This is a genomic window from Rhizobium sp. KNZ14-9A (assembly GCF_056755015.1).
This window is the reverse complement of record NZ_JBPGXB010000002.1, coordinates 4,551,990-4,564,424: the sequence shown is the minus strand read 5'-3', so window position 1 is coordinate 4,564,424 and position 12,435 is coordinate 4,551,990. Positions and strand designations below refer to the sequence as shown.

Genomic DNA, 12,435 nt, shown 5'->3' with positions numbered 1-12,435 from the left:
GTTAGTGCCATGCTTGCCGAAATCTCTGCCCTCCTCGCCCCCATCGCCGCCGCCATCGGCTATTCCTCCTACAAGGCCCGCCAGTTCGAACACGCCTATCCCAATATCGGCGAACTGACCGATATCGGCGGCTATAGCCTGAATGCCGTGCATGTTCCGCGCCCCGACACCGCCGATCTTCCGCCCCTGGTCTTCATTCATGGAGCAAGCGGCAATTTGCTCGACCAGACCGGCGCCTTCCGCGAAGCACTGGAGGGCCGCGCCGAGATGCTCTTCGTCGATCGACCCGGTCACGGCTACTCGGAACGTGGCGGGCCGGAAAACGCGCTGCCCTCAGGCCAGGCCGATGCCATTGCCAAGCTGATGGAAAAGCGCGGCATCGAAAAGGCTGTTATCATCGGCCATTCCTTCGGCGGCGCAATCGCAGCGGCCTTCGGTGTCCACCATCCCGAGAAGACAGCCGGCCTGCTATTCCTCGCGCCGGCCTCTCATCCATGGCCGGGCGGCATCGATTGGTATTATCATGTCGCAACAACACCGCTTGTCGGCTGGCTCTTCAATCATGCGGTCGTCGTGCCCCTCGGCCTGCGGCGGTTGGAACGCGGCACGCTGAACGTCTTTCATCCCAATCCCCGGCCTCTCGATTACGTCGCCAAGACTGGTCCGTCGCTGGTGCTGCGGCCGCGCGCCTTTTACAACAACGCCACCGACTTCAAACGGCTCCATGAATATCTGACGGCCAACGCGCCACGCTATTCCGAAATATCAGCGCCAACCGTCATCATCACCGGTGACAAGGACGAGATCGTCTGGGAGCATCTGCATTCGCGTGGATTGGCGCGGGATATCAAGGGGTCGGAACTTATCATGGTTAGGGGCGTCGGCCACAAGCCTGACTATCTTGCGACCGACGTCGCCATTGCCGCCATGGAGAAGATTGCCGGCAAGGTGCGTGACCTTGCGGCGATTGCCCGCAAGGCGGAAGAGCGGCTTGCCGGCTCTTCCATCAATCAGACGGTTGGAACGGTACCGCCGTCGATCGTATATTCCGCGCCATGAATGGAGGCGGCGCGGGGCGAGGCCAGGAACGCCACGAGCTCCGCCACCTCTTCCGGGCGGCCCGGCCGGCCGATCGGTATGCCGCCCAGCGATTCCATCAGCAGCCTGCGGCCACCATCTTCATCGGTGCCGGCCTCATCAGCGATGCGCCGGATCAGGGCGGTGGCAGCCGTGGTCTCGATGAAACCCGGCGCGATCGTATTCACCCGAACGCCCTTCGGCCCGACCTCTTTCGACAATCCCTTGCTGTAATTCGACAATCCTGCCTTGGCCGCCGCATAGGCGAGTGTCGCTTCATATAGCGGCAGCCGCCTCTGGATCGAGGAAATATGGATGATGACGCCGTGGCCGCGCTCGATCATGCTGGGGAGGAATGCCCTATCGAGCCGCACCGGCGCGAGCAGATTGGCATTGATATCCGCCTGCCAATGTGCATCCGTCAGCGCAGCAAAACCGCCGCTTGGTGCCGATGAACCGCCGACATTGTTGACGAGAACATCGAGACCGCCGAAGACCTCCAGCACCCTCGACGCGACGCTATTCACGCCTTCCGCCGTGCTGATGTCCGCCTGAACAAAGAGCGCGGAAGTCTGCCCCTCGGGCAGCGGCGAACGTGCGGTCGTCGCAACGCGTGCGCCGGCTGCGGAAAGTCGCCGCACGATCGCTTCGCCCATGCCCTTCGTGCCGCCTGTGACAAGAACGCGCTTGCCGGTGAACTCGTTCGGATCGAACGAAAATGCCGGTACGACAGTCACGCACTGATCTCCAGATGCGTGATTACACCGCCGGCAAGCGTGAAGTGATAGTATAGTGTGACAGGGCTGCCCGGAAAATTCCCGGAGACCAGCGCAGCCACAACCGGCTTGTCTGCGTCGCCGGAAATCTTCCTGGCATCGACCGTCACACCATATTTGCGCGTCGTCTCCTCCATCCATTCGCGGATGTCGACATGACCGCGCCTGTCCTCGCCCTCATCGTGCACGCTGGCATCTGCCGCAAAGCAGGCAAGCATGCCGTCGATATCCTTCTGATTCTTGGCGACGTAATAGGCGGCCAGCGGTTTCGGAAGCTCGATACTCATTCGGAAACTCCTCTTCGGTTGCTTCGCAAAAAGAATGGGCATAGGCTTACCAGATGACAAGAACCTACAAAAAAGTCAGGTACTTACCTGAAAGTAAGGTACTGCAATGACACCCTATTCCGCAGCGACCGGCGTCGAAAACGTGCTGAAGATTCTGGAAGGGCGCTGGAAGCTCATCATTCTTTTCCACCTCTTCGGCGGCAAGGTGCTGCGTTTTTCCGATCTCGAACGCGCCATTCCTGCCATCTCGCAAAAGATGCTGATCCAGCAGCTCCGCCAGATGGAAAACGACGGTATCGTGCTGCGCATCGTCCATCATCAGGTTCCGCCCAAGGTGGAATATCGCCTGACGGATTGGGGTCAGGCCCTTTGCCCCGCCTTGGACGCCCTGCTGAAATGGGCGGCCCTGAAGGACAAGGACCTGACCGGAATGGTTTTCGCACCCGAGGAAGCCGTTGACGGGACTGTCTGAGCGTTCAAGCCCCGAGGTGAATGCCGCCATCGCAGGTCAGCACGTGACCGCTCATGAAGCCGTTCGAGACCAGGAAAGCGACGGCCTTGGCGACATCATCCGGCTGGCCGATGCGACCGACCGGGGTGCGCCCGGCAAAATCCTGGAACACGGCCTGACGCTGTTCGGCGGGCAGGAAATCCCACCACGGCGTATCGATCACGCCAGGCGAAACGCCATTCACGCGCAGTGGCTTCAACTCGGCAGCAAGCACCCGCACCATCGCCTCGATCCCTGCGTTGACAGCGGCAAGGCCTGCGGTTCCCGGCATCGCGGCCTGCGCACTAACGGCGGACACGAAAGTAATGCTGCCGTCTGGCCGCAGGGACGGCAGAGCCGCCTGCGCCGTCGCCGCATGCGGGATGAGCTTCGTCTGGAAGCCGGCGAGCAGGTCGGCCATGTCGAGCGTCGCGAAAGGACCGGCGCCATGGCCGCTGCCCAGCGCCAGCACGAGATGATCGAAGGATCCGAGTCTCTCGAAGGCCTGCTTCACGGTGGCGGGATCTCGGGCATCGATGGCAATCATTCCGATCTCGCCGGAAAGATGATCAGCCGATGCCTTGAGCTTCGCCTCGTCTCGCGCAGCGATGGTGACCCTAAATCCTTGTTCCAGAAGCAGTCTCGCTGAGGCAAGGCCGATACCCGAAGAGCCGCCGATAACGACTGCGTGCTGCAATGACATGAGAATACTCTTTTGGATGATCGAACTTCCGGCTTTCATTGCCGGGAGTGCTCTCATCTTGCGGAGTCCCAAAATCGCAAACAGGCCTGATTTTATCCTGGTATCGATACTGATATGATCGTCGCCATGGATCAGAAGCTGGACACGTTCGAAGCCCGCCGTCGCGAATTCGCGGCCTTCCTGCGCTCGCGCCGTGAGCGCCTCCGCCCGGCCGATGTCGGCCTGCCCGACGGTTTTCGCCGCCGCACGCCGGGGCTCAGGCGCGAAGAGCTCGCCATGATCGCCGGTGTCGGCACCACCTGGTACACCTGGCTGGAACAGGGGCGCGACATCCGCCCCTCCCCGCAGGTGCTGAATGCGCTCTCGGATGCGCTTCGTCTTGATGAGGCCGAACGCCTGCATCTCTTCACCCTAAACAGCCGCCAGTCGCCGCAGCCGCTTTCGTCAGCGGCGGAAGTGGTCGATGAGCCGCTGCGCCGGATGCTGGATAATCTGACTCAGCAGCCGGCCTATGTGCTGGGTCGCCGCTGGGACGTGCTGGCCTGGAACCGTGCCGCCGATCTGCTCTTCGGCGGGTATGACCGGCTGGGGCCGGACGAGCGCAACACCATGCACCGGCTGTTTGCCGATGATCTCCATCGCAGCCTGCTGGTCGACTGGGAGGCCGTCGCCCGCGTCTCGCTCGCCATGTTCCGCGCCGACAGCGCCCGCTATGCCGGCGACCCGGATTTCGAGCGCCTCATCGCCCTGCTCAAGCAGACAAGCCCGGAATTCCGCGCCTGGTGGACGCGCCATGAGGTTGTGGCTCCGCTCACCGGCGTGAAGCGCCTGAACCATCCGGTCAAGGGCCTGATGTCTTTCGAACATACCGGCCTTACGCTGATGAGCCAGCCGGATATGAAGCTGATCGTCTACACGCCTCTCGACGAACACGACACGAACAGGAAACTCGCCGAGCTTCTTGCCTGATCATTGTCTGCCGCAGAAGCGACGCCATATCTTTCCCATCGCCGTCCTTTGAGGGGAAATTCATGGATCGCCTTCCCAGACACTCCGCCGCCATTCTCGCCGCCATTTCGCTTTGCCTTGCGCCGTTGCCGGCTTTTGCCGCCTCGCCGGCACCTGTCGAAGCTGAGCATGGCATGGTCGTCACCGCCCAGCATCTGGCAACCGATGTCGGCGTCGATGTCTTGAAGAGTGGCGGTAATGCCGTCGATGCCGCGGTCGCGGTGGGCTACGCGCTGGCCGTTGTCTATCCGACAGCCGGTAATCTTGGCGGCGGTGGGTTCATGACGATCCGGATGAAGGATGGAAAAACAACCTTCCTTGATTTCCGCGAACGCGCACCGCTTGCGGCAACCAAGACCATGTATCTCGATGCTAAAGGCGACATTGTCCCACGCGCCAGTCTCGACGGTTATCTCGCCGTCGGCACACCGGGTTCGGTCATGGGCTTTGAGACAGCCCGCGAGAAATACGGTACCAGGAAGCGTGAAGAACTGATCGCCCCAGCTTTAAAATATGCGAAGGAAGGCTTTACGCTCGAGCAGGGCGATGCAGCCACTTTCGCGACCAGCGCCAAACGGCTCGCCAAGGATGAAGAGGCCGCCAAAATCTTCCTGAAGGCCGGTGGCAGCCCCTATGCGTCGGGCGAAAAGCTGGTGCAGCCGGATCTTGCGGCTGTCCTGCAATCCATCTCCGAAAAAGGCCCCGATGCCTTCTACAAAGGTGCGCCTGCCGAGGCAATCGTCAATGCCAGCCAGGCCAAGGGCGGCATTCTCGCCAAGGAGGATTTCGAGCAGTACAAGGTGCGGGAACTGAAGCCGATCGAGTGCAATTACCGCGGCTATGACATCATTTCCTCGCCGCCGCCCTCCTCCGGCGGCGTCATCATCTGCGAGATCTTGAACGTCCTCGAAGGCTATCCGCTTTCTTATCTCGGCTACGGATCGGCAGAAACCGTTCACATCATGGTCGAGGCCATGCGTTATGCCTATGTGGACCGCAACGCCGCACTCGGCGACCCTGACTTCATCGACAATCCCGTCTCCAAACTGCTGGACAGAAGTTATGCGGCGTCAATTCGTGCCAAGATCGATCCGTACAGGGCCGGCACTTCGGCCAATCTGAAGCCGCTGGGCGGCAAGGAAAGCACCGAGACGACCCATTATTCGATCATCGACGACGAGGGCAATGCAGTCGCCGTGACCTATACGCTGAACGGCTCCTTCGGCGCTGGCGTCGTTGCACCCGGCACCGGCGTGCTGCTCAACAACGAGATGGACGACTTCACCTCCAAGCCCGGCGTGCCGAACCTCTATGGCCTCGTACAGGGCGAGGCCAATGCCATCGCGCCGAAGAAGACGCCGCTTTCTTCCATGAGTCCGACGATCGTCACCAAGGATGGCAAGCCCTTCATGGTGATCGGCAGCCCCGGCGGTTCGCGCATCATTACGATCACCCTGGAAGCAATCCTCAACGTCGTCGATTTCGGCATGAACATCAGCCAGGCGGTCAACGCACCGCGCGTCCATCATCAGTGGCAGCCGGACACCGTCTACCTGGAGCCTTTTGCGCTCTCGCCGGATACCGAAAAGGCGCTCGCCGCAATGGGCTACAAGCTTGATGGCGGAAATGATGCACCGGTCTGGGGGCAGGCCGCCGGTATTCTCGTCGGTGGCAAGAGCCTTGCAGCCATCCAGAAGGGCGGCGGCGCCCGCTACAACGGCGCAATGGACAACCGCGCGACCGAAGGCTCAGCCAACGGTTATTGAACAGCCGCTTAGCGGATCCTGACCCGAACGAAATCGCCATCGATCTCGACGCGTGGCATCGCGCCCGACACGCTTGGCTTCAGGGCATCGACCCAGGAAGCCTTTGCCGTCACCTTGTAATCGACCGACGCGTTGTCTCCGAAACCAAGATAGGCATCGAGAGCACGAGCGCGGATCGATACTCTCTCGTCCGCTTCGACCCTGTCGAAATCGAGGGAAGCCCGCACGGCGTCTGCGCGAATATCGATGCCCCCAGCATGGCCGTCCAATGTGATGTCGGCCGCCTTTCCGGCAATCGCAAGCTCGGAAAAATGCCCAGTGAGCCTCGCCGTGAAAGCGCTCTGATCGATCCGGAGAGCAGCACCAGCAGGCACATTGGCATTGACCTCGATCATGCAATCTGACGGGTCCAGCCACGACGATGCGGCGATATCGATATGCAAAACTGTGCCTTCCACCCGCATGGCGCTATTGTCGCGGCAATCGGCAAAATACCAACTTGAATACCAGGACGAGAACCAGCCCTTCCGTCGCCCGCTGAGCGATGCGCCATAGGACTGGTCGCTTCGCGTGGTGATGTTGATCGAGCTTGCGTCACCACTGATGGCAATCGCACGCACGCCGGAAAGATCGGGAATTGCAGTTGTCGATACCTTGTCCGGAGCGGCCGCAGAAACTACCAGAAGCACCGGCATCACAAGAAGAATGATCATCGGAATCCGTCCATGAATGAAGCCCTCCCGTCGAGGACACTTTCAGGAATGGATTTTCAGCCCCTATTTCGAGACCTCGATCACGATCCGGGTCGACCGCGAACGCAATCGGGTTCATTCTGAGGATCATTATTGCTACCGGATATCGCCGATGATCTTCGTTCCCTTGCCCTTCGTCGTGGCTTTGCTGCTTGCCATCCTGCTGATCCGCATGCTGCGGCAGGGAGATGGGGCGCTTGCCGAAAAGCGGCCTTTCCTATTGCTGATCGGGTTCTACATCCTCCAGTCCATAGTGATCGGCGTCCGCTGGGGTTACGATGTCATCGCGATCATGCCGATTCAATCGTTGATCGCGACAACAATCGCGGCCCTCGCCTGGGTCTGCTTCAAGGGGCTCGCCATGGAAGAGCAACCCTCCCTTTCCCGTTTCTGGCCACATCTTCTGCCGACAGCCGCAATCGCAGTCTTGATCGCGCTCTATCCAGAGCCGATCAGTCTCGCCATCATTCTGATCTTCCTCTTCTATGGCGGCGCGCTGCTCTGGCTTGCCCGGCATGGACCTGATGTTCTCGTATCCTCCCGCCTCGACGGTGCAGTGCTGTCCTATCGTTCGCTGCAGATAACCGGCTTTGCCCTCATCGCCTCCGCCGTCACCGACGTCATCATCAGCTTCGATTTCACCAAGACCGGCGGCATTCATGCGGGTGCGATCGTCGCACTCGGCAACGTCATCGCGCTGCTGATCCTCGGCACCGCCGCTTCGGTGGCGAGTAGCGGCAGCAGCATGGAAGCAACATCTGAGGAGCCACCGCCGCCACCGGCAACGGAAGAAGACGGTGCCGTCGCCGCTGCCCTCGATACGCTGATGCGCGCCCGTCAGCTCTATCGCGATCCCGATCTCAATCTCACCCGCATTGCCCGCAAGATGAATCTCCCGGCCCGGCGCGTCTCCACGGCCGTCAACCGCATCCACGGCATGAGCGTCTCGCAATATGTGAACGACTTCCGTATCCGCGCCGCCTGCGAGCAGCTGGTCGGCACCGATCATCCGATAACGCAGGTGATGTTCGACTCCGGCTTCATCAGCAAGTCCAATTTCAATCGCGAATTCGCGCGCATGAATGGCGAAAACCCCACACAATACAGAAAGCGGCGTGTCCCGCGGGAATCGAGTGGCGCGGCGTCCAATGTCATATTCATGTCACCGTGACAAAGTCGCCGTTCACAAGCAAAGATGCGCGCTCTATGCATGAGCGGCATTAAAGCAGAAGAGATTCCCATGGCCTCCATTGAAATGATCGTTGCCGCCAGGGCCCGCCTGCGCGGACATGCGCGGCGCACGCCGCTTCTCTCCTCACCCTTCCTCGATGAAATCGCCGGCCGGCGGCTGTTCGTGAAGGCCGAATGCCTGCAGCATTCCGGCTCCTTCAAGTTCCGCGGCGGCTGGTCTGCCGTCTCGGGCATCGATCCGGAACTGCGCAAGAAGGGCGTCATCGCCTTCTCCTCCGGCAACCATGCCCAGGGTGTCGCGCTGGCCGCACGCATGCACGGCGTTCCCTCCGTCATCATCATGCCAAGCGATGCGCCGAAGCTGAAGATTGCCAATACGCGCGCCTTCGGCGCCGAAGTGGTGCTCTATGACCGCGCCAATGAAGACCGCGACGAGATCGGCGCGAGACTCTCGGCCCAACGCGGACTGACGCTCATCAAGCCTTTCGACGAACCGCTGGTCATTGCCGGCCAGGGCACGACCGGGCTGGAAATCGCCGAACAGGCAGAGGAGGAAGGCGTCAGGAATGCCGAAGTCCTCGTTCCCTGCGGTGGCGGCGGCCTGAGTTCGGGCATCGCCCTGGCATTGGAAGCGAGTGCGCCGGGCTTCCGTGTCCGTCCCTGCGAACCGGAAAATTTCGACGACACCACGCGATCGCTTGCATCGGGCAAGATCGAGCGCAATGCCACCATGAGCGGGTCGATCTGCGATGCGATCGTCACGCCGCAACCGGGCAACATCACTTTCCCGATCCTCAAGCGTCTGGCCGGACAGGGTATTGTCGTGACAGATGATGAGGCGTTGCGCGCCGTAGCCCTCGCCTTCACCCGCCTCAAGATCGTCGTCGAGCCGGGCGGAGCCGTCGCTCTTGCCGCCGCACTTTTCCATGGCGACCAGATGGAGAGCGACACGGCCGTCGTCGTCACCTCCGGCGGCAATATCGACGCCGACGTGTTCACCACTGCACTCGAACGCTTCGGCTAACGCTCGACAACGCTCTCGAAGACCCTGATCGCGATCGGCGACGACCTCGATCATGATCGGGGTCTCGCTCACCTGAAAAACAGCGAAAACCTCGTCTCGCCGCCATATGGCGGTCTTCGTTCCGAGGTTTCCATGAGACATCTTCTCACCCTGCTGCTGTCGGCCTGCCTTCTTGCTGCCAACACTCCGGCACATGCGGCCGACCCTGTCGGTCTGTCCTTTCTTTCGGTTCCGGTGTCCGAACGCCACGGCACCATGGAGATCTCACTCTGGTATCCGGCCTTAGCCGGCGGAACGCCCATCCTGATCGGAGACAGTCCGCTTTTCAAAGGCGAGACCGCGCAACGGGACGCACCGGCCGCTGCCGGCGATTTTCCGCTGATCCTGCTTTCGCATGGCGGTCTGAAATCCGGCCCTTTCATCGGCGCCTGGATGGCGTCGCGCCTCGCTTCGAAAGGCTTCGTGGTGGCAATGATGCGCCAGCCGGATCCGCAGACAATGACGAGCGAGGAGAGCATTCATGAAATTTGGCTCCGGCCCGCCGATCTCTTAGCCGCCCTGACCGCGATCGAGAAGGACAGCGCACTACCTGCAAAGATAGACCGAAACCGTATCGGCGTGCTGGGCTTCCTCATCGGCGGAACATCCGCACTTTCGCTTGCGGGCGGCAGCCTGGATCCGGAAAGCTTTGCGCGTTCCTGCGGTCCCAATGGCACCGGCGTAGACTGCGCCGAGTTCGCCAGAGCCGGTATCGATCTCCACTCCGTCGACAGGCAGCAACTCAGCCGCTCTCATCTAGACACGCGGGTGAAGGCGGTCGTCGTCATCGATCCTGAATTCGGCGCCAGTTTCACACCCGAAAGCCTCAAGCGCATATCGATCCCGGTCCGCCTCATCAATCTCGGCACGCCGGCGACCATCTGGCCTGGGCTGCGGATATCAGGCCTAAAGGACACTATACCCAACGCGCGCTACGATCTCCTGGGCGATACTTCGCAATATGGTGCCTTCAGCGAATGCAAGCCGGGAGGCGCTGCGATCCTTCAGGAAGAAGATGAAGAACCTCTCTGTGACGATCCCGAGGGAACGAGCAGGGCCACGATCCACGATCGCCTCGCTGAGAATATCGCAGCGGCCTTCCGCACGGATCTCCCCCAATAGAAAACATCGTCCGCAGCGACCTGCCACGGACGATGTCTTCGCTATCGATCGTCTTCAGGCGATCTTGTAGCGCGGAGCCGGAGCCGAACGTGACAGGTTCGGCATCAGTGCCTGGCGGGCCTGTTCATAGGCAGCAAGCAAGCCGGCATCTTCGAGCGCCGGGATCGTCGCAAATTCACCCTCGGCAAGACCTGCCAGCGAGGCATCGACCATGTTTTCCGCCGACATGACGATCTCGCCCGGCAGGTGCTCGACCGGAGTGCCGGCAATGCCCCAGAATTCGGTCGCCGTGGCACCCGGCAGCACGACCTGAATGCGGATATTCTTGTCGGCAAGCTCGTGCTTCAGCGACTGGCTGAAGGCGAGCACGAAGGCTTTGCTGCCGCCATAGACACCGTTCAGGACCTCGGGCGCGATCGCCACGATCGAGGCGATGTTGATGATCGTCCCGCCACCGCGGGCAACGAGGCCTGGCACTGCCGCATAGGTCAGCCGCGTCAATGCTGTCACGTTGAGCTCGATCATTTCCTGCATCTTGTCGACGTCGGACGCGAGCAGCGGCGCCGTGCCGCCGAAGCCGGCATTGTTGACGAGCATGGTGATGCTCTGATCTTCCTTCAGCACCTTCTCGACCTTGGCAAGATCGTCCTTCTTGCCGAGATCAGCGGAAAGCGTCTCGACGGTCCGGCCCGTCTCATCGGTCAGCCGGCTTGCCAGCGCCTTGAGCCGCTCGCCATTGCGGGCGACGAGGATGAGATTGTAGCCCTGTTTCGCCAGCCGGTGTGCATAGATCGCGCCGATGCCCGAAGAGGCGCCTGTGACCAGCGCCGTACCCTTATGTTCTTGTGCCATGATCGTTTCTCCATTTCGTGCGCCAGCCCGATTGCCTTGCGCTTGAGGAGAGTTTTACGCCCGATTGCCGATGTCCCAAATGTCATATATGCCACCTTTTAAGACATCCACTTTTCAGGACATGATGACCATGCAGCAAATCGGCTTCCTGCTTTTTCCCGGTTTCCAAATCATGAGCCTCGCTGCCGTCTCGGCCTTCGAATTCGCCAATCTCGAGATCGGCGAGAAAGTCTACGACATCCATTATCTCTCTGAGACCGGCGGTCCCATCGCCAACTCGCTGGGCATGATCGTCGAAACCGAAGCCTTCGGCGATCCCGGTTTCGACACGCTGATCGTCGCCGGCGCGCCTGACATTAAGCTGCCCAGCGAAGCCGAGGTGGATTTCATTCGCGCCGCCCTCCCCGCCGCCCGCCGCCTCGCCTCGATCTGTACCGGCGCCTTCCTGCTTGCCGATGCCGGCGTTCTTGATGGCCGCCGCGCCACGACCCACTGGTATCTCGCCCGCGAACTGCAGAGCCGTTACCCTGAAATCAGGATGGAAGAGGACCGCATCTACATCATCGACGGTTCCGTCTGGACCTCGGCAGGTATGACGGCGGGTGTCGATCTGGCTCTGGCCATGGTCGAGAAAGATCATGGCCTGGAGATCGCCCGCGCTGTTGCCCGCAAGCTGGTCGTCTATCATCGTCGCGCCGGCGGCCAGTCGCAGTTTTCCGCCCTTCTGGAACTGGAGCCGAAATCCGACCGCATCCAGAAGGCGCTTGCGCATGCCCGCAGCAATCTGAAATCCACCCTCTCGGTCGAGGAACTGGCCGAGGCTGCACATCTGAGCCCCCGCCAGTTCAGTCGTGCCTTCCGCGCCGAAACAGGCCAGTCGCCGGCCAAGGCTGTCGAGAACCTGCGGCTGGAGGCGGCCCGCCTGATGATGGAGCAGGGCCGCCATCCAATCGAGGTCGTCGCCCGCGAGACCGGCTTTGCCGATCGCGAGCGCATGCGCCGCGCCTTCCTGCGGGCTTTTGGCCAGCCGCCGCAGGCGATCCGCCGGGCGGCACAGCAGGAACTGCTGGCGTGATGCACCCGGCAAAATTGGATGCATCCTCTCCGGCTGCGGCGGGGGTGGCGGAGGTAGAAAGCGTATTTCCAAGAGTAGCCGTAAGCGTTGCGATGCCGCCTCTATAAGTGCCGGCATAAATGACTTCCGGCATGTTTGACCAAATAACCTCCTCCACCTCCTCCACTCGATTTAAATCTATATCTATCAATGACTTGAACGGGCGGAGGTAACCTCCTCCACCCCCCCTCCACTTGAGATGAACCTCCTCCACCGAGAGCACCGAGCGTCCGT

Annotated in this window: 13 protein-coding genes; 8 read left to right on the top strand and 5 right to left on the bottom strand. The window is 61.1% G+C overall.

Annotated elements, in window-relative coordinates; translation table 11 throughout:
- The first annotated feature begins 9 nt into the window (after positions 1-9).
- Entirely contained in the window at positions 10-1,059 is a 1,050-nt protein-coding gene (locus ACR9ZQ_RS29250) for an alpha/beta fold hydrolase (RefSeq protein WP_481429211.1), read from the top strand.
- Here the strand turns inward: ACR9ZQ_RS29250 and ACR9ZQ_RS29245 are convergent.
- Positions 1,011-1,814 carry an SDR family oxidoreductase gene (locus tag ACR9ZQ_RS29245; RefSeq protein ID WP_310383565.1) on the bottom strand — a complete coding sequence of 268 codons (804 nt, stop codon included), beginning with the start codon at positions 1,812-1,814 and terminating at the stop codon, positions 1,011-1,013. The two genes, ACR9ZQ_RS29250 and ACR9ZQ_RS29245, sit on opposite strands and share 49 nt — an antisense overlap.
- The gene (locus ACR9ZQ_RS29240; RefSeq protein WP_481429210.1) at positions 1,811-2,140 is read right to left on the bottom strand and encodes a nuclear transport factor 2 family protein; all 330 of its coding nucleotides are present in this window, start codon (positions 2,138-2,140) and stop codon (positions 1,811-1,813) included. Before ACR9ZQ_RS29240 ends, ACR9ZQ_RS29245 begins: the two co-directional genes overlap by 4 nt.
- A 106-nt stretch (positions 2,141-2,246) precedes the next feature.
- On the opposite strand from ACR9ZQ_RS29240, the gene ACR9ZQ_RS29235 reads away from it, so the two are divergent.
- Entirely contained in the window at positions 2,247-2,612 is a 366-nt protein-coding gene (locus tag ACR9ZQ_RS29235) for a winged helix-turn-helix transcriptional regulator (protein WP_310383568.1), read from the top strand.
- 4 nt (positions 2,613-2,616) lie between these two features.
- Here the strand turns inward: ACR9ZQ_RS29235 and ACR9ZQ_RS29230 are convergent, their stop codons facing one another.
- Positions 2,617-3,333 (bottom strand): SDR family oxidoreductase, encoded by a 717-nt coding sequence (locus ACR9ZQ_RS29230; protein WP_481429209.1) that lies wholly within the window; start codon positions 3,331-3,333, stop codon positions 2,617-2,619.
- A 114-nt stretch (positions 3,334-3,447) separates the two neighbouring features.
- Between ACR9ZQ_RS29230 and ACR9ZQ_RS29225 the strand changes: the two genes are divergently transcribed.
- Both ACR9ZQ_RS29225 and ggt read left to right on the top strand, forming a co-directional pair.
- Positions 3,448-4,302 (top strand): helix-turn-helix transcriptional regulator, encoded by an 855-nt coding sequence (locus ACR9ZQ_RS29225; RefSeq protein WP_442206393.1) that lies wholly within the window; start codon positions 3,448-3,450, stop codon positions 4,300-4,302.
- 62 nt (positions 4,303-4,364) lie between these two features.
- Positions 4,365-6,107: a gamma-glutamyltransferase gene (ggt, locus tag ACR9ZQ_RS29220; protein ID WP_113320904.1), complete on the top strand. Its 1,743-nt coding sequence runs from the start codon at positions 4,365-4,367 to the stop codon at positions 6,105-6,107.
- A gap of 8 nt (positions 6,108-6,115) precedes the next feature.
- Here ggt and ACR9ZQ_RS29215 read toward each other — a convergent pair whose 3' ends face one another.
- Positions 6,116-6,820, bottom strand: a complete 705-nt coding sequence (locus ACR9ZQ_RS29215; protein ID WP_481429208.1) for a hypothetical protein — start codon at positions 6,818-6,820, stop codon at positions 6,116-6,118.
- 16 nt (positions 6,821-6,836) lie between these two features.
- Between ACR9ZQ_RS29215 and ACR9ZQ_RS29210 the strand changes: the two genes are divergently transcribed.
- The 3 genes from ACR9ZQ_RS29210 (at position 6,837) to ACR9ZQ_RS29200 (ending at position 10,235) form a co-directional block, all read left to right on the top strand.
- Entirely contained in the window at positions 6,837-8,030 is a 1,194-nt protein-coding gene (locus tag ACR9ZQ_RS29210; RefSeq protein WP_481429207.1) for an AraC family transcriptional regulator, read from the top strand.
- A gap of 69 nt (positions 8,031-8,099) precedes the next feature.
- Positions 8,100-9,074: a threonine ammonia-lyase gene (locus ACR9ZQ_RS29205; protein WP_481429206.1), complete on the top strand. Its 975-nt coding sequence runs from the start codon at positions 8,100-8,102 to the stop codon at positions 9,072-9,074.
- Positions 9,075-9,206: 132 nt separating this feature from the next.
- Entirely contained in the window at positions 9,207-10,235 is a 1,029-nt protein-coding gene (locus tag ACR9ZQ_RS29200) for an alpha/beta hydrolase family protein (protein WP_481429205.1), read from the top strand.
- 54 nt (positions 10,236-10,289) lie between these two features.
- Here the strand turns inward: ACR9ZQ_RS29200 and ACR9ZQ_RS29195 are convergent, their stop codons facing one another.
- On the bottom strand, positions 10,290-11,087 hold the full coding sequence (locus tag ACR9ZQ_RS29195) for an SDR family NAD(P)-dependent oxidoreductase (protein ID WP_481429204.1): 798 nt from the start codon (positions 11,085-11,087) through the stop codon (positions 10,290-10,292).
- Between the two features lie 130 nt (positions 11,088-11,217).
- On the opposite strand from ACR9ZQ_RS29195, the gene ACR9ZQ_RS29190 reads away from it, so the two are divergent.
- Positions 11,218-12,162: a GlxA family transcriptional regulator gene (locus ACR9ZQ_RS29190; RefSeq protein ID WP_481429203.1), complete on the top strand. Its 945-nt coding sequence runs from the start codon at positions 11,218-11,220 to the stop codon at positions 12,160-12,162.
- Positions 12,163-12,435 lie beyond the last annotated feature (273 nt).